Annotated in this window: 29 protein-coding genes and 3 pseudogenes; 18 read left to right on the plus strand and 14 right to left on the minus strand. The window is 55.4% G+C overall.

Annotated features, from left to right (window positions below):
* Nucleotides 1-10 precede the first annotated feature (10 nt).
* A complete protein-coding gene (locus tag ACQ86N_RS18515; RefSeq protein WP_431216431.1) occupies nucleotides 11-499 on the plus strand; it encodes a hypothetical protein in 489 nt (162 codons plus the stop codon).
* Between the two features lie 56 nt (nucleotides 500-555).
* Here the strand turns inward: ACQ86N_RS18515 and ACQ86N_RS18520 are convergent, their stop codons facing one another.
* From ACQ86N_RS18520 to ACQ86N_RS18540, 5 genes are all read right to left on the minus strand, one after another.
* Nucleotides 556-2,346, minus strand: coding sequence for an alpha-L-fucosidase (locus tag ACQ86N_RS18520; RefSeq protein ID WP_431216432.1), 1,791 nt, complete (start codon nucleotides 2,344-2,346; stop codon nucleotides 556-558).
* Between the two features lie 37 nt (nucleotides 2,347-2,383).
* Nucleotides 2,384-4,102 carry a glycoside hydrolase family 28 protein gene (locus tag ACQ86N_RS18525; protein WP_431216433.1) on the minus strand — a complete coding sequence of 573 codons (1,719 nt, stop codon included), beginning with the start codon at nucleotides 4,100-4,102 and terminating at the stop codon, nucleotides 2,384-2,386.
* A gap of 85 nt (nucleotides 4,103-4,187) precedes the next feature.
* The gene (locus tag ACQ86N_RS18530) at nucleotides 4,188-4,943 is read right to left on the minus strand and encodes a flavin monoamine oxidase family protein (RefSeq protein ID WP_431217473.1); all 756 of its coding nucleotides are present in this window, start codon (nucleotides 4,941-4,943) and stop codon (nucleotides 4,188-4,190) included.
* Complete coding sequence (locus ACQ86N_RS18535) at nucleotides 4,943-5,626, minus strand: flavin monoamine oxidase family protein (protein WP_431216434.1); 684 nt, start codon at nucleotides 5,624-5,626, stop codon at nucleotides 4,943-4,945. Before ACQ86N_RS18535 ends, ACQ86N_RS18530 begins: the two co-directional genes overlap by 1 nt.
* 129 nt (nucleotides 5,627-5,755) lie before the next feature.
* The gene (locus ACQ86N_RS18540; protein WP_431216435.1) at nucleotides 5,756-5,959 is read right to left on the minus strand and encodes a hypothetical protein; all 204 of its coding nucleotides are present in this window, start codon (nucleotides 5,957-5,959) and stop codon (nucleotides 5,756-5,758) included.
* 39 nt (nucleotides 5,960-5,998) lie between these two features.
* Here ACQ86N_RS18540 and ACQ86N_RS18545 point away from each other — a divergent pair, with 39 nt between their 5' ends.
* The 3 genes from ACQ86N_RS18545 (at nucleotide 5,999) to ACQ86N_RS18555 (ending at nucleotide 7,269) form a co-directional block, all read left to right on the plus strand.
* Entirely contained in the window at nucleotides 5,999-6,262 is a 264-nt protein-coding gene (locus ACQ86N_RS18545; protein WP_431216436.1) for a DUF6597 domain-containing transcriptional factor, read from the plus strand.
* A gap of 26 nt (nucleotides 6,263-6,288) precedes the next feature.
* A complete protein-coding gene (locus tag ACQ86N_RS18550; RefSeq protein ID WP_431216437.1) occupies nucleotides 6,289-6,804 on the plus strand; it encodes a helix-turn-helix domain-containing protein in 516 nt (171 codons plus the stop codon).
* 303 nt (nucleotides 6,805-7,107) lie between these two features.
* Complete coding sequence (locus ACQ86N_RS18555; protein ID WP_431217474.1) at nucleotides 7,108-7,269, plus strand: hypothetical protein; 162 nt, start codon at nucleotides 7,108-7,110, stop codon at nucleotides 7,267-7,269.
* A 4-nt stretch (nucleotides 7,270-7,273) separates the two neighbouring features.
* Here the strand turns inward: ACQ86N_RS18555 and ACQ86N_RS18560 are convergent, their stop codons facing one another.
* Nucleotides 7,274-7,867 carry a tetratricopeptide repeat protein gene (locus ACQ86N_RS18560; RefSeq protein ID WP_431218081.1) on the minus strand — a complete coding sequence of 198 codons (594 nt, stop codon included), beginning with the start codon at nucleotides 7,865-7,867 and terminating at the stop codon, nucleotides 7,274-7,276.
* A gap of 34 nt (nucleotides 7,868-7,901) precedes the next feature.
* Nucleotides 7,902-8,237, minus strand: a pseudogene (locus ACQ86N_RS18565) (DUF2911 domain-containing protein); the annotation flags it as partial.
* Between ACQ86N_RS18565 and ACQ86N_RS18570 the strand changes: the two are divergent.
* Together ACQ86N_RS18570 and ACQ86N_RS18575 are read left to right on the plus strand one after the other, a co-directional pair.
* Entirely contained in the window at nucleotides 8,212-8,403 is a 192-nt protein-coding gene (locus ACQ86N_RS18570; protein ID WP_431218082.1) for a hypothetical protein, read from the plus strand. The pseudogene ACQ86N_RS18565 and the gene ACQ86N_RS18570 sit on opposite strands and share 26 nt — an antisense overlap.
* A 168-nt stretch (nucleotides 8,404-8,571) precedes the next feature.
* Nucleotides 8,572-9,057 (plus strand): hypothetical protein, encoded by a 486-nt coding sequence (locus tag ACQ86N_RS18575; protein WP_431216438.1) that lies wholly within the window; start codon nucleotides 8,572-8,574, stop codon nucleotides 9,055-9,057.
* Between the two features lie 119 nt (nucleotides 9,058-9,176).
* On the opposite strand, the gene ACQ86N_RS18580 is transcribed toward ACQ86N_RS18575, so the two are convergent.
* From ACQ86N_RS18580 to ACQ86N_RS18595, 4 genes are all read right to left on the minus strand, one after another.
* Nucleotides 9,177-9,461, minus strand: coding sequence for a hypothetical protein (locus ACQ86N_RS18580; protein WP_431216439.1), 285 nt, complete (start codon nucleotides 9,459-9,461; stop codon nucleotides 9,177-9,179).
* On the minus strand, nucleotides 9,442-10,254 hold the full coding sequence (locus tag ACQ86N_RS18585) for an RNA polymerase sigma factor (protein ID WP_431216440.1): 813 nt from the start codon (nucleotides 10,252-10,254) through the stop codon (nucleotides 9,442-9,444). The genes ACQ86N_RS18580 and ACQ86N_RS18585 overlap by 20 nt, the downstream gene beginning before the upstream one ends.
* A 173-nt stretch (nucleotides 10,255-10,427) precedes the next feature.
* Entirely contained in the window at nucleotides 10,428-10,592 is a 165-nt protein-coding gene (locus ACQ86N_RS18590) for a hypothetical protein (RefSeq protein ID WP_431216441.1), read from the minus strand.
* Entirely contained in the window at nucleotides 10,565-11,077 is a 513-nt protein-coding gene (locus ACQ86N_RS18595) for an SDR family NAD(P)-dependent oxidoreductase (protein WP_431216442.1), read from the minus strand. The genes ACQ86N_RS18590 and ACQ86N_RS18595 overlap by 28 nt, the downstream gene beginning before the upstream one ends.
* Nucleotides 11,078-11,496: 419 nt before the next feature.
* Between ACQ86N_RS18595 and ACQ86N_RS18600 the strand changes: the two are divergent.
* The 4 genes and pseudogenes from ACQ86N_RS18600 to ACQ86N_RS18615 all read left to right on the plus strand — a co-directional run.
* Nucleotides 11,497-11,754, plus strand: a pseudogene (locus ACQ86N_RS18600) (sigma factor); the annotation flags it as partial.
* Between the two features lie 130 nt (nucleotides 11,755-11,884).
* Nucleotides 11,885-12,061 (plus strand): sigma-70 family RNA polymerase sigma factor, encoded by a 177-nt coding sequence (locus tag ACQ86N_RS18605; RefSeq protein WP_431217475.1) that lies wholly within the window; start codon nucleotides 11,885-11,887, stop codon nucleotides 12,059-12,061.
* 47 nt (nucleotides 12,062-12,108) lie between these two features.
* Nucleotides 12,109-13,200, plus strand: coding sequence for a FecR family protein (locus tag ACQ86N_RS18610; protein WP_431216443.1), 1,092 nt, complete (start codon nucleotides 12,109-12,111; stop codon nucleotides 13,198-13,200).
* A 139-nt stretch (nucleotides 13,201-13,339) separates the two neighbouring features.
* Complete coding sequence (locus ACQ86N_RS18615; RefSeq protein WP_431216444.1) at nucleotides 13,340-13,738, plus strand: STN domain-containing protein; 399 nt, start codon at nucleotides 13,340-13,342, stop codon at nucleotides 13,736-13,738.
* 78 nt (nucleotides 13,739-13,816) lie between these two features.
* On the opposite strand, the gene ACQ86N_RS18620 is transcribed toward ACQ86N_RS18615, so the two are convergent.
* Nucleotides 13,817-14,017 (minus strand): hypothetical protein, encoded by a 201-nt coding sequence (locus ACQ86N_RS18620; RefSeq protein WP_431216445.1) that lies wholly within the window; start codon nucleotides 14,015-14,017, stop codon nucleotides 13,817-13,819.
* Between ACQ86N_RS18620 and ACQ86N_RS18625 the strand changes: the two genes are divergently transcribed.
* Complete coding sequence (locus tag ACQ86N_RS18625; RefSeq protein ID WP_431217476.1) at nucleotides 13,949-14,365, plus strand: TonB-dependent receptor plug domain-containing protein; 417 nt, start codon at nucleotides 13,949-13,951, stop codon at nucleotides 14,363-14,365. The two genes, ACQ86N_RS18620 and ACQ86N_RS18625, sit on opposite strands and share 69 nt — an antisense overlap.
* A gap of 8 nt (nucleotides 14,366-14,373) precedes the next feature.
* On the opposite strand, the gene ACQ86N_RS18630 is transcribed toward ACQ86N_RS18625, so the two are convergent.
* Complete coding sequence (locus ACQ86N_RS18630; protein WP_431216446.1) at nucleotides 14,374-14,622, minus strand: hypothetical protein; 249 nt, start codon at nucleotides 14,620-14,622, stop codon at nucleotides 14,374-14,376.
* On the opposite strand from ACQ86N_RS18630, the gene ACQ86N_RS18635 reads away from it, so the two are divergent.
* Nucleotides 14,613-16,637 carry a SusC/RagA family TonB-linked outer membrane protein gene (locus ACQ86N_RS18635; RefSeq protein WP_431216447.1) on the plus strand — a complete coding sequence of 675 codons (2,025 nt, stop codon included), beginning with the start codon at nucleotides 14,613-14,615 and terminating at the stop codon, nucleotides 16,635-16,637. The two genes, ACQ86N_RS18630 and ACQ86N_RS18635, sit on opposite strands and share 10 nt — an antisense overlap.
* Before the next feature lie 26 nt (nucleotides 16,638-16,663).
* Complete coding sequence (locus ACQ86N_RS18640; protein WP_431216448.1) at nucleotides 16,664-17,098, plus strand: RagB/SusD family nutrient uptake outer membrane protein; 435 nt, start codon at nucleotides 16,664-16,666, stop codon at nucleotides 17,096-17,098.
* Between the two features lie 26 nt (nucleotides 17,099-17,124).
* Here the strand turns inward: ACQ86N_RS18640 and ACQ86N_RS18645 are convergent, their stop codons facing one another.
* The gene (locus ACQ86N_RS18645; RefSeq protein WP_431216449.1) at nucleotides 17,125-17,352 is read right to left on the minus strand and encodes a hypothetical protein; all 228 of its coding nucleotides are present in this window, start codon (nucleotides 17,350-17,352) and stop codon (nucleotides 17,125-17,127) included.
* Nucleotides 17,353-17,488: 136 nt separating this feature from the next.
* Here ACQ86N_RS18645 and ACQ86N_RS18650 point away from each other — a divergent pair.
* The 5 genes and pseudogenes from ACQ86N_RS18650 to ACQ86N_RS18670 all read left to right on the plus strand — a co-directional run.
* Nucleotides 17,489-17,884: pseudogene (locus tag ACQ86N_RS18650) on the plus strand (RagB/SusD family nutrient uptake outer membrane protein); the annotation flags it as partial.
* 46 nt (nucleotides 17,885-17,930) lie between these two features.
* Nucleotides 17,931-18,290, plus strand: a complete 360-nt coding sequence (locus tag ACQ86N_RS18655; RefSeq protein ID WP_431217477.1) for a RagB/SusD family nutrient uptake outer membrane protein — start codon at nucleotides 17,931-17,933, stop codon at nucleotides 18,288-18,290.
* A 16-nt stretch (nucleotides 18,291-18,306) separates the two neighbouring features.
* Nucleotides 18,307-18,570, plus strand: coding sequence for a hypothetical protein (locus ACQ86N_RS18660; protein WP_431216450.1), 264 nt, complete (start codon nucleotides 18,307-18,309; stop codon nucleotides 18,568-18,570).
* 144 nt (nucleotides 18,571-18,714) lie between these two features.
* The gene (locus ACQ86N_RS18665; RefSeq protein ID WP_431216451.1) at nucleotides 18,715-19,419 is read left to right on the plus strand and encodes a hypothetical protein; all 705 of its coding nucleotides are present in this window, start codon (nucleotides 18,715-18,717) and stop codon (nucleotides 19,417-19,419) included.
* Nucleotides 19,420-19,610: 191 nt separating this feature from the next.
* A complete protein-coding gene (locus tag ACQ86N_RS18670; protein WP_431217478.1) occupies nucleotides 19,611-20,567 on the plus strand; it encodes a glycoside hydrolase family 76 protein in 957 nt (318 codons plus the stop codon).
* Nucleotides 20,568-20,570 lie beyond the last annotated feature (3 nt).

The following is a 20,570-nucleotide window of genomic DNA, read 5'->3' on the forward strand; positions in this document are numbered from 1 at the left end:
AAAATTACTGATGATCAATGGCGGATATTTTACGGACGGACACTCGCACCCGATCTTTACAACGCCGCTGCTCAAAACAACGTTTGGAAAACGAGGAGCGCTAAAAGCTCAGACCTCGGACTTTACATTCAACAGAATGCTGAAAGGCATGTGGAGCAAAAAGTATCAGGTGTCAGAGACCGAACTCGCCGAGGTGCGGGACGCCCTCCGGCGAAGGAACGGCATGCTCTTCCTTCACTGGGCCGCCGGATTCGTAGACGAACACAAGGCCAACGGCGAACGACTGAACCTGCTAAAAATAGTCGAGAAAATGCACCGCGACGTCCGCTTTTTCATCGTAGGCAGCGACAGGGACCAGTTCGAACCCAGACAAGTCAGGCTGGCGAAGCAAAGGGTCAGCAAATACGGCGTTGATATACAGATCGTGCCAGGCGGGCATATGATCACGATGGAACAGCCTCAGTTACTGACGGACATGATCCTCTCGATCGCAAAATAATGGCCGTCATCTGCGGCTATCTCTTTGTACTTTCTATGATGCTGTTCTTCGGATAACTATTTCACCAACCTGATTTCCAAAGGCCGCATCAGCAACCGGCCCGTGATCTCCACCGGCTTTATACTCAACTCGTGAGTACCTGCACCCAGCGTGACCCTCCCAAGATCAACCGTGACCACATCATCAGTACCCCCCGGTTCTATCTTTTGTTCACCCTGCATACCGTCGACCTGCCAGCCATAAGTCCCGCCGCAGCCCTCTCCCGCCCGGTAGGCTATGGTCAGATGATAGGCCGCCGCTGCAACGGTGCGGAAATCCCAGCTCAGATATTGCTCCTTACTGGTCCACCCATCGACATAGAAACGGTCTCTTTTCCCGTCGCCAAAAGAAAACCCGCTCCCGTGCAGCCGGGCGTCAAACGTCAGCAGCCGCGCCAGCGGGACATTCGGAGCAACGAACGCCACGGAGTCGAACCCTCCTCCTTTTAACTCCACGGCGATCACCGCATCGGCCGTATCGGGCACACGCCGCGGGACGTCGATGACGTAGTCACCTCCTGCCGCAGTCGACGCAAGCGCCATCCGCCGCGGGTCCGACAACAGCCAGGCCTTGCCGATAGGCCCCTTCAATCCCCCCACCCAGAGCCTGCCATCCGCGGGCCATTCGAAGACGTGTAAAAAGAGCGTGTTCCCTTTTTGTGTAGACACACCCCAGTTCTGCACAGGCAACGGCCCGGCGACGGTGCCCCGGATGCTCCCGGTGTTAATATCCATCCACTTTCCAATACCCCGAAGGATCCGCAGGTCTTTGGGGTCGAATGTTCCGTCGCCCCTGGGCCCGATATTCATCAGCAGATTGCCGCCCCGCGAGGCGGATTTTGCCAGCAGACGGATAAAATGCGCCACCGGCTTGTGGCTGCTGTCGAATTGATGGTATCCGTACGATTCGTTGGTTGTGGGAATAGCCTCCCAGTCGCCAGTCACCGGAAAGAACTCCGCCGGACGGTCGGCCGTATTCTTGTAGTCGCCGAAATTGTTGTCCCCGTCCCTCGCCAGCCTGCCGTTCACCACGACGTGCAGGTCGGTCTCCCGGATAGCCCGCAGGATCCGCAGGTTCTCGGAGAAGGGTAACTTGCTCGGCGTGTCGAACCAAAAGATATCCGGATGATATTTCCGGATCAGCTCCCTGATCTGCGGGATCGCTTTTGTATCGACATAATGCCGTGCTTTGTCCAGCAGCTCCGGATGCTGGTCATACCAGCGGACGCCGCCGTAAAGTCCCTTATCGCCTCCCGGGTTATTGTATTCCCAGTCGTTGCCCGGCGCGTCCGGGTGTTCCCAGTCGAATGCATGCGAATAATAAAAACCGAATTTGACCCCATACTTCATACACGCGGCGGAAAGAGCGGCCATCGGGTCCTTCTTCCAGGCGGTCTGCTTCATGATATTGAAGTCGGATACCTGCGAGTCGTACATGGCGAATCCGTCATGGTGCTTCGAGGTAATGATGATATACCTCATGCCGGCCTGTTTCGCGTGCAGGACCCATTCGTCCGCGTTGAATTTTACGGGATTGAATCCGTGGGCCAGCTCGAGGTATTCCGCCCTGCTGACCTTTTCCTTGCGCATAAGGTGTTCGGCATACCCCTCCACCTTATGTCCCTTCCACTCGCCGCCGGCGCGCGAATACACGCCCCAGTGGATGAACATGCCAAACCGCGCTTCGCGCCACCACGCCAGCCGCTGATCATGGTCTTTCATAGTGGCGGGCCACCAGCCGTGCAGCGCCTCGTCGGCCGCCTGCCGGTCGCGTTCCGTCTGCGCGCTGACAGTACCCGTAAAAAACAATCAACCCGAATATAAATCGTATGTTCCTCATAGTTATTTATAATTTAACGGCCTCCCTATTTGCGCCTGCTTTGAAGACCACCGGTGTGCCGCCCTTCGACAGGTCTCCCCCGTCGATCTTGATATTGCCGCACCCCGGGCCCTCCAGCTGCAGCACAACATCGGTCGGCGTCAACACCCTGACAGCCGTCAGCAGAACGTCCCTGCTTTCGATTAACCTGAACAGCGACTCGGATCCCTTCACGCCCCGGGCGCTCAGTCCATTGACGGCCGCGTCCTCCACATGATCGAAGATAACAGCCGGCCGGTAGTCGGGACTCGCCAGGGAAAACCGGACATTGTGAAGGGTCAGAGCTTTCACATTACGGGCATACATTCCATAGGCCGGCAATACACCCAGCTGGAAATATTCCCCCGCGACCTTCGGCACGTCGCGGACCGTTGCCTGCTCGACCGTTCCACCGCCCGGGTACTGTATATGCACGTCGTTAAAGGAAATATTCTCCATAACGGCTTCCCCCACACCGTTGAGGACGACACAGGAATAGACCTCGCCGGGATTGTAATTGCTGGTAAACTCGGCATCCCGCAGCTGCACCGGCTTTACCACCGTGGCGTGAATACCGCTGAAAGAGATATTGCGAAGGATACCCGTCGGCTGTGAGGCGGTCGTGGATGCCTGCGAGCCCGTCGCGGGATGGGTAGGCTGCGCATCCGACTGCGCATGCGTCGGCTGCGGGCCAAGGCCCAGCGAAATAGGACCGGTCACGTCCTTCATCACGATATTGGAAAACGAAATATTCTCAAACCTCGAACCCGGGCCGCACCGCAATTTGATTGGACATCCATAGGTCTCATAGATCAGGCAGTTGGAGACGGTGATATTTTCTGCGACACCCCCGCCAAATCTGAATACCGACCACCGCGTACTAAAACTGCAGTTGGTCACCGTTATGAACTGACAGCTGCCAAACAGCGCGCAGGCATCGTCCTGGCACTGAATATCGCAGTTGCTGATATGTACATACCGGCTGCTGATAAAATGAAAACCATCGTTGTTGTGGATGACCCTGCTGTTGATACGCAGCCCCTCCATCTTTACAAATTCGCACTGGACCACCCGTGTCGAGTGGAAGGCGCTTTTAAGAAGAAAAATATCGCGGACGGTAAGATTCCTGCACTGGTAGAACAACAGGTGATAGGGACGGTGACTGCCGGTGATGCCTGCGGGCGGAAGAACGTCTTTGGACGGACTCCTGAACTGGGCGCCCTGCCCATCGATGGTTCCCTGTCCTTCGATCGTGATATTCTCGGCCTTCACCGCAAACAGCAGCCCCACATTCCCGTCGGCCAGGGTCGAGTCGCCGGTTAAAGGAATGGCGTCCACCGCATGGTACTGCCGGCCATCGGCACTGCCCAGCAGAACGCCCTGGGCGGCAATATGCAGGGTAATATTGCTCTTCAGTTCCACAGTGCCTATAACAAAACGGCCCGCGGGCACCAGCACCGTTCCACCCTGGTCCCTGTTGCACGCGTCGATCGCAGCCTGTACGGCGGCGGTATCCAGCGTGACGCCGTCGCCTTTGGCGCCAAACTCACGGATATTGTAGACGCGGGCGCCGAGGTCCTTCGGCTGTTTGTCGGACGGTCCTGCAGCTAAGGCCGCCGCACCGGGCAGGGCCGAACCGGCGGTGACAGTGGCGGCAAGCCCCAGCCATTTGCGCCGGGATAAGGCATCGTTATTAGTCTGATTCATAACGTAATATCCGGCGTACTCCCAAACAGATATTAAAGTATTTTGGCCTATTCGTCAGTCTTATTGGCCAGTGCGGCCGCCGGGGTCAGGTGAGGGACATTTTATTGATCTCTCCCGCAACGCGGAACGCACTGCGAAGACAGGATTCCATGCCCCGGCTCATATTGTCCGCATAAGTACCGGCAAAATATATGCGCCCGTCCGGCTGAAGCACCTGCGGCCAGAACTTGTGCATCTCTCCGATGGGGAACGGCTCCATCTCGCACACCGGCGCGTACTTGTCTTTGGACCAGTCGTGCGTCAGCGCCGTTTCGATCGTGTCCTTTTTGCCGGGGTAGACCTCACGGAATGCCTTCAGCACCTGCTGCGGCGGGAAACCGCTGGGACCAAAGGCCTTCAGGACCACTCGCCCGCTGTCTTCGTCGACCATCTGCAGCCAGATCGAATTGATCAGCGGGTGTTCGAATTCCATATTGATGCTGGGAATGCCCTCGTCGAGCCAGAATTTGGACGTCGCTTCAAATACATAGAAAGGGTGGGAAGAATACTTGAGGTGGTCGACGACATATTGCTTCGCCGGGGACAGAGCAGGCGTAATGGAGATGCTCTGAAAAATAGGCAGGCTGATGCAGTTGACCAGCACGTCGGCTGAAAGCTTCAGCCCGGGTTTACCCTGGCAGCTCACCGTCACGCCGGTTCGGCTGTGATGGATAGCGGTGATGGGGTGGTTGAGCCTGATCCGGTCCCCCAGTTTTTTGGCGAATGCGATGGGCAGCTGTTCGTTGCCGTCTTTCACACGAAAGGTCTCGCCTTCGGACAACGGGATCCCGCGCGCATACATCACCGATAGACGCCGAGAGAATACAGGGCGTTCGTATGCTTCCCGCCGAGGAACCGCAGAGCACCCGCCGAAGCGCCTTCTTTTATATAGACCTCGGCGATGGCGATCTTGTCGTAGTCGTCAAGGCCGGCGCCAAAGGGCTGGAACGGATCGGTTATTTTGTCGGCATATTTCTTCAGGAAGAAGCCGGGAAGCTCGTGCATCGCGTGCTGGGACAGGAACTCCACCTCCTGCAGGTTGAAGCCAAGGGCTCTCAGTACCGACGGGTCCTGCAACTGCGCCGACGTATAGAATTTTCCGTCGATGACTTTCAACTTGTCCTTGTCGAAAGCGTGTTCCGAATTCTCCGCGTTCGGGTAGGGAATCGCCGTCAGGCCTAACTCATCGATATACCGGAAAAAATATTCATACCCCGGTTTGGTGATATGGTCGGCGCCATAGTCTGCATAGAGTCCGTCGGACAGCCCGTCCCGGCCGGTCAACACGTGTCCTCCGCAACGGCCCGACGCCTCGAGCACCGTGACGTCATGCCCTGCCTTCATCAGCTCGTACGCGCAGCAGAGTCCGGTGATGCCCGCACCGGCGACGATCACCTTCTTTGGTGACGCAGTGGTTATAGGAGGAGATAAGATCAGGCCGGCTCCGGCCGTCAACGTGTTTTGCAGGAATTTGCGTCGCTTCATCCTACAATTTATCAAATTACGGTGAATCTGCCGCCGTCGACGTCCACGATATGGCTGTTGAAGCCCATGCCCGTGTGCCCATGCCACGTTGCCGCTGCATGAACTCTTCGTCTAAAACATCCATAGAGTTTATTTATGGACAACTTTTGCCTTCTTAAATAAAGAGTTTACACGGAGCATTTGCGTGAAGAGATGCAGCTTTTCGATATCAGGACGATAGACGTTCTCGATCAGACGCTCTTTTTCGGAGCGTTCATTCAGCGTAACGGAAGAATTGTCCTTTCGATTATTTGACGGCTCAGCTGCCATGACCTTGTCAATTTGTAAGTGCAAGTTAGCAAATTTACCACAGGTTTTTAGCAAATTTGCACCATGAACTATCAGCTAATCGAACCGCCTCCGTCCCTGAAAGACTTCGTCAGCCATTTCTGGGTACTCGATGGGCACGTTGCCAGACCTGACCCAGTGAGCTTCACCGTCATGTCCAACGGCTACCCCGGTCTCATTTTTCTTGATAATCCTGGAGCGATTAGAGGATTCGAAGGCGAACGGCTCCCGCAATTATTTGTCTTCGGTCAGGCAACAAAAGCCGGGCAACTGCACAGTTCAGCGGTAATTTTCGCAACATCGGAGTAAGCCTAAGACCAGCCGCCCTCAAGCCCTTGTTTGGCCTGGACGCAAACCAACTAACCCACCAAAATACGGCTGTCGAAAATCTCGTCAAAACATCCCTCAGCGAAAGGCTTGGCAATTGCAAAACGGTCCGGCAAAAGGTCTCCTGTCTGGCCGATTTTCTGAAGAAACAGGCCCGGCGACGCGGTTCCGGGAACAACCAGAACAATCAATTAGAATACGCGCTCACAGCGCTCCGCCAGGGCCGGAAACTGCCAGACCTCCGGCGCGACCTCAATCAATCCGAACGTTCTCTCGAACGCCTCTTTATTACCCATGTCGGCATCACACCGGTCATGTATTCCCGCATCATCCGCTTTCAGTCGGCCATAACGCTTATCCGCCACGGCCGGTCACGCTCCCTCACGGATATCGCCCACACCCTCGAATATTTCGACCAGTCCCATTTTATCCGCGATTTCAAACTCTTCTCCGGCGTTACGCCCACCACCTACGTCCGAAAAGCCATCGAACATATGCCCGGCTTCCCCGAGTGGAGCGCTTAGAACCCCGCGGAAAAACCGGCCGTGTCGGAATTATACAATTTTCCTCCCCACCCTCCCTGTAATTTTGACCTCCAAAATATAACAGGATGAAAAGTACTATCAATTGGTTCGAGATCTACACGTCCAACTTTGACAGGGCAAAAAAATTCTATACCGAAGTGTTCCGCCTCCAGCTAACGGACCTCCCCGTCTCCAGCGACAGACACGCCGATATGAAATACGCAACCTTCCCGGCACAAGACACCAACCCCGGCGGCGCGCTGGTCAAGATCGAACAGGCAAAACCAGAGCTATGGCGGGACGCTGGTCTATTTCGCTTCCGAAGAGATCAACGCCGAACTGAGCCGCGTCGACGCCGCCGGCGGCAAAATTCTCCGGCCAAAAACGCATCTCGGCGAATTCGGCTATATCGCACTGATAGAAGATTCAGAAGGCAACCTGATCGGCCTCCATTCGACAAAGTAACGCCCTACATCGCCCCCAGCTGCCTCAGATATTTCTCGGAATTCGCCCTCACATTGGCAGGAGGATTCATGCTGAGCGATTTTTTAAAACTAATGATCGCATTCTTCTTGTCCCCCTTGATCGCATAACCCTCGCCAAGACTGTCAAAAGCATTGGCGCTTTTCGGATGACGCTGCGTATTTTGGAGAAATATCTCGATCGCCCTGTCCTGTTGATTGGCGCCCAGCAGCTGATATCCATACTGGTTGAGCTCGACTTCGGTGGCAGCCGCGACGGCGTCTTTCATCATGGCTTCTGATTCCGCTTTCTTTCCCGTAGCGTCGAGCAGATCCGCCTTGACCTTCAAAGTAGTGAAATTGGAATTGATGGCAATTGCCCGATCGATCCATACCAGCGCCTTGTCATAGCCGACCTTGTTCTGAACGGCATAGTTGGCCGCACTGGTGTACCCCTGCCAGCCAAAGCCCGTCGGACCTTTCAGCTCTTCCGCCGCATTGGCCAGGACGATATCGTCGACGGCAAATTCGATCTTTACCGGCAGCTGCAACTTTTCCCAGCTGAGCACCAGCTCCGGCGGAGGTTCTGTTGATATTTTCAAAGTCGTAGGTTAGCACCTCGGTCATTGCACCCGGGCGCGGCGTGATCTTCGCTCGCATCTGGTCGTGCCCGGCGTCATACCAGAAACTGCCCCAGGACCGGCTATCCTTCGATAGAACGACCTCCCCGGTATTATCGGCATTGACGACGAAGAACAGACCATACTCCCCGGCAGGCACCGGCTGGCCTTCGATCTTGGCGGGATGAGACAGCCGTAATACAGTATTCTCATTGGCGCCCGCGCGCCAGGGAGCGTCGAGACCATTCCCAAACCCCTGCTTATTCCAGCCATATGGAACGAGTTCGCCCCATATCTTTCTGCCCTTGACGGACGGTCTCGAATAATTGACGGTTACGGTCGAAATACCGATGGTCTGCGATACCGTTGCCGCGGGACTGGGAGTTCTGGGGGTAGTGACGGTCTGGCTGCGGGATGAAATAGTGGTGAGGGCCAGCAACAGAATGGCTGGATACCTTGCGATCGTTAGCGTTGGCATTTTTAGCTGGTTTTGGTTTGACAGTGAAGCGAATAATTAGCCCCATTAAGTTAATATTTGCCACACACGCATCCCAGCTGTTTTTGTTCCAGCGGCAACCCTCTATTTGGAAGGCGCCAAAAACTCCCTATCTTGGCCGGCAATGGCCGATCCCAAAAAGAATTTAGTCAAAGAAGCTTTCAATTGCGGCGCCCTTACCTGGTTACTTATGGCTCTTCTGCTGCTGGGCCGGGGCGGCGTATTCATTCTACTGGTTATGGCCGTTGCCCCCGGACTGGGCTTTGGCCTTGTCCTGATGTCCTCCGTCGAAAATATAAGATATCCCCTGGGTGGTGTACTATTTATCCTGCTTTCTCTGGCGATCAATACCGGCTGCTCAGCTCTGGTTACTATAAATTTCCTAAAGTCCGGGCATTACGCGCCATTCAACCTCATAGCTTTTAGCGCGATCGGAGCCGTCCTGCTAAACCTCTGCTATGACCTCCTCCTTGTCGGCCGTTTCTCTCTGTACCACACCATCGCCATGCCGGCGATTCTGGGGATCGGCGCCTCCCTGATCGGCGCCGCATGCATGCAGATCTTCCTTTCCAGCAAACCGGAAGACCCCGTCGCTACCCTTCTTTATCTCGGAATATTTACGGTCTTCCCCCTTTGGCAGTACCTCTTCGCACGGAATACGCGGAATTTTTCGTAATATATATGAGACTAATCTCCGCCTCCAGGCAAAAAAATACACATCGCATCCATCGCCTCCGGAGATTCGGACGGCACCTTCTTCCAGAACACGATTCTCAACCGTCCCTGCCCCCTTTATCAAAACGATTGATCTCTGTCACTGCTGAACGAGTCCCGAAACATCTTCCACCCCTCCGGCGTCTTTTTCCAGAGCACCAGGAACTTTCCGTTGTCGATCATGACTCCGCCCGAATTAAACAACTGAAAAAAGCCTGCCTCCGTCACAAACTCAGCACCATCCCCATCGATATCCGCCGTGATGAATCGGCGCCTCCCGCAACCCCCAATAACTCCTGAGCCTGGCCCCTGCAACACCAAAGAACCAAAACACAGCAAAGCGTTCTCATACCTTATCGATTTCACCAATGGCCTTTCTCGTCACCCTGAAAAGTATCTCGTTCAGGTCCGACCCAACGCCGTGCTGAAGGTCGATGGCCTTCACCAGCTCGGTCCTCAGCTCGAACAGCTTCTCCCGATGGAACTTCTTCGAACCCTTCACCAGATCGAGCTTCATCAATTCCTGCTGCTGATCCTGCTTCGGATTATAGATGCCATTGAGCTCGCTGCACTGGTGACAGGTCCCGTTCTTGTTGATCAGCGCACACCGGTTGTCATAAATATCCATCATCGTCTTTCTCGCGTCGATCAGCAGGTGCTTTACCACACCCTCTGTCTTCTCAAGGATCTGACAGATATCGTGTACAGGGAAATCGTAAATATCCTTTAGGATCAGCGCGACCTGGTTCTCCACCGGCAGGGTCTTCGCGATGCAAATAAAACAGAAGTCGATATGCTCCTTCATTTCATAAGCGCCAAGCGGCGAAGTCGCGTGTACCATCCGGCAGGCCTGCCTTACGTCGGGCGTATTGATCGAATACTGTTTTCCCTGATCCTGCGCATCCGCCGTCCAGCGCTGGCGCTTCTTCAGCAGATTGTAGGCGAGGTTCGTGGCGATCGTGAAGACCCATGTTTTTAGCGAAGATTCCTGATTGAAGCTTGCGATCTTGTCGTAAGCCCTTATGAAGGTGTCGTGCGTCAGGTCGTCCACGTCATTCCTGTCGGCAAGCAGCCGGTACAGATAGGACTTCAACTGCCCCTGAAACTCCGCAAACATAGCCTGGAAGGAGTGGATATCTCCTTCCAGGGCCTTTTTCATTACTTGCTGGTTGTCCATAGTTTTAAATAACGTTGAATTTACCACCATCTACATCCACGATATGACTGTTGAACGTGATCCCGCTGTCCGAGACCAAAAGGCAGCCGTTTCGGCGACATGTTCCAGCGTCACAGACGTCTTCAACAGATTCTGCTGGGTCAGCGTAGCCGCGATCACCTCCGGAGCCACCCCGCCGATTTTGCGTATTTCTGGAAGGACTCCCGGATCCTCGGAGTATCCGCCAGCGCCGTAGCATTCAGACAGATCACCCGGATATCGTGCTTTCCGAACTCCGCCGCCAACGACCTGGTCAGTCCCTCGATAGCCGTGCAGGCCACCGCAAGCCCCGACCTGTTCGGGAATTTCCCCTCGACAAGGCCGCCGTAAGGGTTAGAATGGTTCCCGCCGAGCCACTCTTCATCATATACTTCGCCGCAGCGCGCGAGGTCAGAAACTGTGATCCACAGTGCGCCTCGAATGCCAGCATGAATTTGTCGAAAGGAAGATCCGTTGCCGGAATATCGCTGCCATAGTCATTACCCGTCAGTCCAATACCGTTAAAAACGATATCCAGCCTCTTCTCTTCGTCCACTATCTGTTCGAGCAGCTGGTCGATCTCCTCCTCGTTCATGGCATCCACTTTTACGGGTATCGCCAGTCCTCCATTACGTTTGATCTCGTCCGCAAGCGCCTTTACTTTTTTGAGATCCCTGCCCGAGACATACACTTTTGCGCCATGACGGGCAAAGGACTGGGCTACCGCGCCGGCGATCGCGCCGGAAGCCGCAAATACAGCAGCTACTTTGTTTTTCAGATTTGTCATTTTAGATTGATTTCCTCTTTGACAACTGAGCGCTGTAAAACGGTCGGGATTTTCAAAAAACAGTCATAATTCACCTTTGTATGTAAAATGGTCGGCTGAAAAAGGTCTCCGATCGCAGTCCCCGGCAGGAAAGCTCCCTGCTGCCCAACCGGACAAAGATCGACCGGTACTCGGAATTGGGCCGCTCGCCGTCGGTTAGTTCTCATTGGACTAATATACAAAATGCGCCGGTTCCGGCAGTAAGGACGAAACCTTCACGACGAAGCGAACGTCGAAGAACTCCGGTCGCCAGTTCTATCCATCGCTAAAAGTTTAGCAGCGCCAGCCGAGCACCCCCCATCCCATGGGCCGAAAAAATTTGTTGCCGTCTGTAAGGAATTGGATAAAATTGCCTGTCTTATAGACAGAGGCTTTGCCAAATGAAAATTGACGCCAACCAACTAACTCAACTGCAGCGGCTGATCGCCGGCGGCTCTCAAAAGGCTTTTGAGGACCTGTACCGCCTATTCTTCGGCCGCCTGTTCAATTTCGCCATGCTTTACGTTCACAAAAAAGAAGTCGCCGAAGAACTCGTCAACGACGTCATGATCCGCATCTGGCGCCGCCAGGACGAGCTCATAGGCATAAAAAACCTCGAGACCTATCTGTTCGTAGCCGTGCGCAACCACTCCCTCAACCACCTATCACAATATTCGCCCTATCACGTGGCCGTCGAGCCGGACAGCCCCCAGGGGACAGCTGATCGACGTCAACGACCCCGGCAAAGAACTGGAATGGAAGGAGATCTATTTCCGCCTCAACCAGGCCATCGACGAGCTCCCCGACCAGTGCCGCACCGTTTTCAAATTGATCAAGGAGGAGGGCTTCCGCTACAAACAGGTCGCGGAGATCCTCAACATCTCCCCCCGCACCGTCGAAACCCAACTGTTCAGGGCCATAAAGAAACTCGACAAAATAATTGAAAAATCTTTTTTCCGCCTGTAAGGAATCCCCACAATTTACCTGTCTCTATACTGGACGATCATACTACCATGAATAAGGACCGCATCATAGAATTAATGGCCCGGCGACTGTCCGGCGAGGCTACGCCGGACGAACTGCAGCAGCTCCACCAGCTGCTCTCCGAAGACGAAGCTTCCGGTGAGAAGAACAGAGTCCTCGAACAGTTCTGGTCGCGGCACGACGACGATGCCCACCCCTCCGTTGAAGAGAACCTCAGCAAGGTCCTCGCAAGCCTCGACCTTCCCGGAACCGCAAAAGTCGTGACCTTCAAAAGCCCACAAAGGCGCTGGCTTTGGGGAGCCGCGGCCGCAGCAGCGGTCATCCTCATCGGAGCGACAACCATCCTCGCCAGGCACAGGGACACTCACGACCCCCTCGCCTCCCTCATGGAAAAACACAACGCCAAAGGCACCAAGAGCATCATCCAGCTGCCCGACGGCAGCAAGATCTGGCTCAACGCCGACAGCAAGATCAGATATCCCGAGAGCTTCAAAGAAGGCAGCCGCGAAATTTATCTCAACGGCGAAGCATTCTTCGACGTGGTGAAAAACCCAGAACACCCTTTTATTATTCATCTCGCCAATGGAACGGTAAAGGTTCTCGGCACTTCCTTCAACGTCCGCGCCTATGACAACGAACCGACGGTCGAGACGTCGGTGGCCACCGGCCGGATCGCCTTTATCCCGAAATACCGCTCCTCCCATAAGAAACAGGACACCATCGTCGTCGCCGCAGACCACAAAGCCAGCTATGTCTTCACAAAGGAACAGCTGAATACCAGCACCACCTCCAGCCAGGAAGACAAGGCATGGACCGAAGGCAAACTCATCTTCCGCGGCATGACGATGGAACAGATCGCCGTCGAACTCGAACGCAATTTCGGAAAGAAGGTCGTGTTCGTAGACAGCACTCCCATGGAGTACGTATTCACCGGCTCATTCGAGAACAATACCCTCGACGAGATCATGTATTATCTGGCCCGAACAAAGAATTTCAGCTATAAAATCACCAATACCGAACTGCTGATCGCCGCTGAGGCCGGGCAAGCTCCCCAACTAGCCATTCACCATCAAAAACGATTGTCATGCATACAGCGACCCCAGCCACAAGAAGGCTGCTGACTCGTTATTCATTGCCCTCGATACTGTCCGCCTGGTTACTCCTGAGCGTATTCCCGCTGCACTCCCAGACCGCTTTTGCCGCGCCGCAAAAGCCCAAACCCAGGATAAAAAGATCACCCTGCAGGCGAAGAACGAAAAATTGGCAACCATCCTGGAGAAAATAGAAAAACAGTCGAACTTCGTTTTCGTATACGCCAACGACGAGATCAACCCCCAAAGAAAACTCAGCGTCTCCATCAAGGATAAGAACCTTAACGAGGCACTCGCCGATCTGCTGACGCCCCTGAACATCGCTTTCGAGCTCGTCAACGACAAGATCATCCTCAAACCCGTCAAGCCATCCTCCCCTTTAGCAGGAGGCAGTAGCGGAGAAGAGGCGAAAAAGAAGAACCCGCTGCTACTGCCAGACCCTATGAAGAAGTCACCATCGAAGGCCGCATCGTCGACGCCACCGGAAAAGGACTGTCCAACGTCAGCATCCAGCTGTCCGGTACCAATCTCGGCACGACCTCCAGAGACGACGGCCGCTTTACCCTAAAAATACCGGAAGAAAGTTGGAGGACCGGATCCCTCTCCATCACCTCCGTCGGCTACCTGCGCCGAGGACCTGCCCATATCAGGCAAACACAACCTCCTGATCCGCCTCGAGTCCGACAACAAGGACCTCAACGAAGTCGTCGTCGTAGGCTATGCCACGCAAAAGAAGATCTCGGTCACCGGCGCCGTCGACGCCATCAGCAGAAAGGCTATCGAAGACCGCCCCGTCACCAACGTCCTGCTCGCCCTCCAGGGAACCAGCCCCAACCTCATCATACAACAGACCAATTTCGAACCGGGACAGGGCGTCAACCTCAATATACGCGGACTGGGTACTACCGGCGACAACACCCCGCTGATCGTCATCGACGGCATACCAGGTGGAGATATCAATCTTTTAAACCCCAACGATATCGAAAGCGTATCGATCCTCAAGGACGCCGGCAGCGCCGCCATCTACGGCAGCCGGTCGGCCAACGGCGTCATACTCGTCACCACAAAAAGGGTAAGAAGAACCAGTCAGCCATCATCAACTATGCCGGTATCTACGGTATTCAGTCGCCCCGTATCACGTACAAGCCGGTGCACGCCTGGGAGAACGCCTGGTACAAGAACGAATCGCTGGTGAATTCGGGACTACAGCCTGTTTTCACGCCCCAGCAGATCCAGCAATACAAGACGCAGGGCGACGGCGACTGGCGCCTCGAGAACATCCTCCACGACGCCGCGCAGCAGACGCACAACCTCAGCATCAGCGGCGGCGGCCAGAGCAATACCTATATGGTCTCCCTCGGCTATCTCGACCAGAAAAGCAATTTCATCGGCCCCAACTACGGCCTGCAGCGCTATAACTTCCGCCTCAATCAGACCTCGGAATGGGGCCATTTCCGGCTGAATACCATCGTCGGCTACGCGAAGACCCGGATAAAAGACCACTCCACCGTCAGCGCCAACCTCGTTGTCGACGCCGGAAGGGTTCCCTCTACTACAATTTTCAGGACTCGGCGGGCAACTATCTTACGAATGCGGTATCCGCCCAATACAATCCCAAAGGGATCCTCGAAAAAGGCGGCTACCGGTCCCTCGACAACAACGAGATCTTCGGCAACTTCAACGGCGAATATACCATTGCGAAGGATTTTAAGATCCGCGGCGTCTTCGGCGGCACCGTCACCAACAACAGTACCTACGGCCGGACACTCGAAGTCGACTTCTTACCGTCCAGTTCCTACGGTCAGGACCGCTCGGTGTCCAACTACAACTACAAGGGTCTGTTCACCAACGTCCAGCTGCTCGCGGAATACAACCATGTCTTTGCCGGCATCCACGACGTGCATATCCTCGTGGGAGGCGCCAACGAATCGTACAAGGGAGAGGAGAACCAACTGGTGAAAACACAGACCGACGCACTCGGCCGGCCCACCAGCACCACGGTGATCGACCCCAACAACAGCTATACCTCGAACGCCACCAAACCCGACGGCAACCCGGCAACGACCGAAACAAGCCTCAATTCCCTGTTCGGCCGCGGCGGCTACAGCTACAGAGATAAATACTTTGCGGAATTCAATTTCCGGCTGGACGGCTCCTCGAAATTTGCTTCGGCCAACCGCTGGGGTTTCTTCCCCTCCGGCGCGGTGGCCTGGAGAGTCACGGAAGAAGAGTTCATGCGTCCCGTAAGAGACCTGCTGGGCGACGTCAAGATCAGGGCCTCCTACGGCATACTCGGCAACCAGAATATCGCGGCCTACCGGTATCAAACCAACTTCTCCAGCTACCAGGCAGCCTATGGATTCAACAACACCGCCGTCACTGGCGCCAGCTATGTCCTCGGCAATCCAGATATCACCTGGGAAAAAGCCGCCACCCTCAACATCGGCGGCGACTTCAATCTGCTGAACAGAAAACTGGACCTATCCGTCGACTATTTCGACAAGACGACCCGCGATATACTCGAGCAGCGCCAGGACATCCCGGCCCTCTTCGGCGTGTCCAACCTGCCGCCCTATAACGTCGCCGAAGTCAGGAACAGGGGCTGGGAACTAAGAGTATCCTACACACTGTCCAGTAAATTAATCACGCAGACCTTTTCCGCCAACATCTCGGACAACCTGAACACGCTCAAAAACCTCGCCGGCGGCGAAAGCCAGCAGATCCAGCAGATGGAAGAGTACCAGATCGTCCGCAAGGTCGGACAGCCCATCACGGTCTATCAGGGATACCGGACCAACGGCTTCTTCCAGAACCTCGACGATATCAATAAATATCCCCGTTTCGCCGGCACGACGGTCACACCCGGCGACCTGAAATTCGTCGACCGCAACAAGGACGGCGTGCTCGACCAGAACGACAAGTATATCCTCGGCAACCCCTTCCCGAGGTATACCTTCGGATTTACCTATACCGCAAGTATCAAGGGTTTCGACGTCATGCTCTTCGTCCAGGGCGTCGGCAAAAGGGACGAGATGATCCGCGGCGAACAGGTAGAGCCCTTCCATGTCGGTTATAGCGGTACCATGTATACGCACCAGACCGATTTCTGGACGCCTACCAACCCCAACGCAAAACGGCCCAAACTGGCAGAGAACGGCTCGCCGTCCAATACCAACAACTACCGCACGGGTTCCAACCTCTTCCTCTTCAACGCAGCCTATGCCCGACTGAAAAACCTGCAGGTCGGTTATACCCTGCCACAAAGCCTGACGAAGAAAGCCCGCATACAAAAAGCGCGGGTCTATTTCACCGGCCAAAATCTGGTCACGCTCAGCAAGCTCAATTTCCTCGACCCCGAGATCACCGAATTCAACAACAATACCGGTTTCGGCACGGGCGCCAACAGCGGACGGGCCTACCCGATGCCCATATTTACCGGCTTTGGTATCGACATCACCTTTCTTTAATTGAAACAATCGCCAATCATCGCCATATGACAAGAACGAAAATCATATTCTTCACCCTCCTGGTCTGCACGGTCTCAGCCTGTAAGAAGCTGGACCTCGCACCCAGCGACCGGTATACGGACCTCACCTTCTGGCAGGTGGACGACAACGTGAATAATGCCCTGAACAACGTATATAACGGCATCTTCACCAGCAACCCCTTCTTCTACAACGAGGCGCTCAGCGACAACGCCTACACGCGGCTGGGCATCAGCGCGGGCAACGTAGACGCCATTTCCTCCGGCTCCTTTACAGTAGACCTGAACAGATTTTCCGCCGACTGGGGCTACTACTACGCCGGAATAAAATCCTGCAACCTGTTTCTGGCCAACGTAGACAAGAACACCACCCTCCCCGTGGCCACCCGCAGCCGGATGAAGGGCGAGGCAAGATTTGTCCGGCCTGGCACTATTTCAATCTGATGAAATGGTGGGGCGACGTGCCGTTGCTAACCGAAGACATCTCCGCCGACCAGGCAAAGACCCAGTGCCCGGACCCCCAGAGCCGACGTACTGAACTTTATCAGCACCGAGCTCGACGCTGCCGCCGGCATCCTTCCCACCCGCGACCAGTACGCTGCAGCAGACAAAGGACGGGTTACAAAAGGCGCCGCACTGGCGCTGAAGGCACGGGTCCTGCTGTACGAAGGTACCAGGATGGCGGATGTAGTCACCATCTGCGAGCAGCTGATGAACAACCAGGCCCAGAACGGCACCTACAGCCTCTACAGCTCATACGAAGACCTGTTCAAGTCCTCCGCCAAATACAACTCCGAAGTGATCTTCGACCTGGCATACGTGCTGAACACACGGATGTGGGGCGACTATATCGATTTTGCTCCGCTTAGCCTCGGCGCCCGCAGCAATAACCTGGCGCCCACCCAGGAACTGGTCGACTCCTATATCATGACCAATGGCAGAGCGATCCACGACGCAGCTTCCGGATACGACGAGACGAACCCCTATACCGGCCGCGACCCACGCCTCTCGGCGACCGTAGTCTATGACCAGTTCGCCTGGAAGAACGCGGATGGCAGCACGCAAAAGATCTATATCAAACCCGGCAGTTCGCCCGCCGGACAAGACCAGAACGAATACAAGGCCTCGGGCCAGGGTACGGCGACAGGCTACTACTGGCGCAAATACTGGGACCCGGTATCCGTCCCAACCCTCCAGTTCGGCTCGAACCTCATCCTCATCCGCTACGCCGAGGTCCTGCTTCATGTACGCCGAGGCGAAGAACAGCCTCGGGCAGATGACTTCCGATATATGGGACAAGACCATCCGCCTGCTCCGCCAGCGGGCAGGCTTCACGGACCCCGGCGCACTCAGCTTCCCCGCGGCCGGCGCCGACCTTACCGCCATCATCCGCAACGAAAGACGCTCGGAATTTGCTTTCGAAGGGCTGCGCATCGACGACATCCGCCGCTGGCGGATAGCCGAACAGGTTATGAACGGCTGGGCCCACGGTGCCAAATACGGCGACCCCGCCACCGACAACGGCTACCTCCGCGTACAGCTGCGCAGCTTCGACAAGAACAAACACTATCTCTGGCCCATCCCTTCGTCGGAGATCGTGAAAGATAGCCACCTCAACCAAAATCCTAACTACTAATTATAAACTACGCTATATGAAGAATGTCTTTTTCCTCACGACCGCGCTGATGCTGCTCCTGGGCGCCTGCAAAAAGGACACACGGAGCATCGACCTCAACGTATCGGCCGTAGAGGCGCTCTATACCCCCGCGGACAGCCAGTACATCAAACTCAACCCCGCCGCCAACATTTCACAGACCTTCCAGTGGCAGCAGGCCCACGCCGAAGACGGGTCCCCTGGTCCTCTACGAGGTCGCATTCGACCAGGTAGGAGGCGATTTCTCTCACCCCTTCTATAGCACCGTCTCTGACGGCAAAGGAGTTCAAAACACGCTTACCCTCAGCCACGGCGACCTCAGCAAGATCGCCCAGCTCGGCGGATCGGACTTTTTCCAGCGAAAAAATTCATCTGGACCGTTTTCTCGTCAAAAGGTACTAACAGGGTGAAAGCAAAGATGACGCGCGTCATCGACCTCGAAAGACCCGCCGGATTCGCCGTCCTGCCCGCGAATATTTATCTGACCGGTTCCGCCACCGAAGCCGGCGCCACCCTGGCCTCCGCCCTCCAAATGAAACAAACCTCCTCCGGCGAGTTCGAGATCTATACCAAACTGACCGCGGGAACTTATCATTTCGTCGACGGGACTTCGGGCACACCCAGGGCATACTACCTCAATAACAGCGGCGGTGTGATGGCGCTCGGCGAAGGCGGCGAGACCAGCTTTACCGGCACGGACAAGATCATGCGCATCCGGCTTTCCTTCAACAACGTCAATGGCAGTCTGGCCGAGGTCAAGTCCATCCAGTTCTGGTACTGCAACCAGGGTGCCTTCTGGTTTACCCTGCCCTATACCGGCAATGGCGTGTGGCGCTATAACGGCTACAAGGTGACCCTCGACGCAGTTCCCTGGGACTCGAGGACAGATACAAATACAAGATGGTTATCAACGACGGCACAGCCGACAAGGACCAGTGGCTCAACGGCCCCACGGGCGACAGCCCCGGCCAGGACGGACAGTATCCGGGCTCGCTGGCTTACAGGACGATCAATTTCGACGCCAACAACAGCAGCCAGTTCGACTGGAGCTGGAAGTTCGACAAGACCTATCTCACACAGGGCAGCATCACCGACTTCTGGATCTCGCTGAAGCCCACCGACCCCGCCTATACCGAAAACTATCAAAAAGAGTAACAGACCCTAACACCGAACAGTAATGAAAATGATATATCTCGCTATAACGGCCGCTATAGTCACAACCCAGTCGGCCTGCCTCAAACAGAACGTCGACGACTCCCCGCCCTTTCCGGCGGCGGAACCATCACCTATAACTGGCCGCTGATCGCCGATACAGCCGAAAGATCACTCGACCTCTTCTGGTCGGCCGGCAACAAATATTATCTCGCCAGCAATACTTCCTCCGACTGGGCACAGTACTGGCCCCGGGCCCACGCACTCGACGTGCTGACGGATGCCTACCTTCGAAATCCTTCGACCGCACTCAAGGACAGGATGACCGACCTGCTGACCGGCGTTCGGATCAAGAACTTCGGTAGCCTTATCAACAACTATTACGACGACATGCAGTGGATGGCCCTCGCCTGTTTGAGGGCGTACTCCGCAACCAGCGACAACCGTTTCAAGGGCGTGACGGATACGCTCTGGGCAGACATAAAGAACGGCTGGAGCTCCGACCTCGGCGGCGGCATCTGGTGGCGCAAAGACAACCCCTCGAAGAATACGCCGTCCAATATGCCCGCGGCAATACTGGCGGCGCGTCTCTACAAAATAGGCGGCAACAGCGCCGACCTGCAGTGGGCGCAGAAGATCTACGACTGGGAAAGGTCCACACTCTACGAACCCGCTACCGGTCTCGTATATGACAATATTGACAACAACGGCAACAAGAACACTTCCTGGAAATTCACCTACAACCAGGGCACCTTTCTCGGCGCCGCACTCGAGCTGTACGAGAACACCGGCAGCTCCCTCTACCTGAGCGACGCCCTCCAGGCAGCCGACTATACGCTCAACAGCGGCATGCTCACCAGCAACGGTCTCCTCAAAGACGAAGGCGGCGGCGACGAGGGGACTCTTCAAGGGAATCTTCGTTCGCTATTTCACCCGACTCATAGAGGAGGCCAGCTTCGACCCTTCCAAAAAAAGCGACTACGTAAATTTTCTCCGGGCCAACGGCGAAAGCCTCTGGAGCAAGGGCACCAACAAGACCAACGGCCTGTTCGGCAACGCACTGGGACAAGGCCCCCGGCAGTTCGACGGACTTTACTACCCAGCTGAGCG

Origin of the sequence: Puia sp. P3, from assembly GCF_050632245.1 — a bacterium.
In the GTDB taxonomy this organism is placed as follows: Bacteria; Bacteroidota; Bacteroidia; order Chitinophagales; family Chitinophagaceae; genus Puia.